Raw genomic sequence first — 260 nt, forward strand, 5'->3', positions numbered from 1 at the left:
GGGCTGGTTGGACTCGAACCAACGACCCCCGCGTTATCAACACGGTGCTCTAACCAGCTGAGCTACAGCCCCAAATGCTGTTCTTCTTGATTGACAGTCGATAAGTGTGAACGCTTGATGAGTAGTCATTACTGACCAGTGCTACTCTAGAAAGGAGGTGATCCAGCCGCACCTTCCGATACGGCTACCTTGTTACGACTTCACCCCAGTCACGAATCCTACCGTGGTAAGCGCCCTCCTTGCGGTTAAGCTACCTACTT

The 260-nt window shown here is 52.3% G+C and carries 1 rRNA gene; it reads right to left on the minus strand.

Annotated features, from left to right (window positions below):
- Nucleotides 1-150 precede the first annotated feature (150 nt).
- Nucleotides 151-260 (minus strand): 16S ribosomal RNA (locus tag F8197_RS28340); the annotation flags it as partial.

Source organism: Duganella sp. FT27W (assembly GCF_009295655.1).
GTDB lineage: Bacteria > Pseudomonadota > Gammaproteobacteria > Burkholderiales > Burkholderiaceae_D > Rugamonas > Rugamonas zoogloeoides.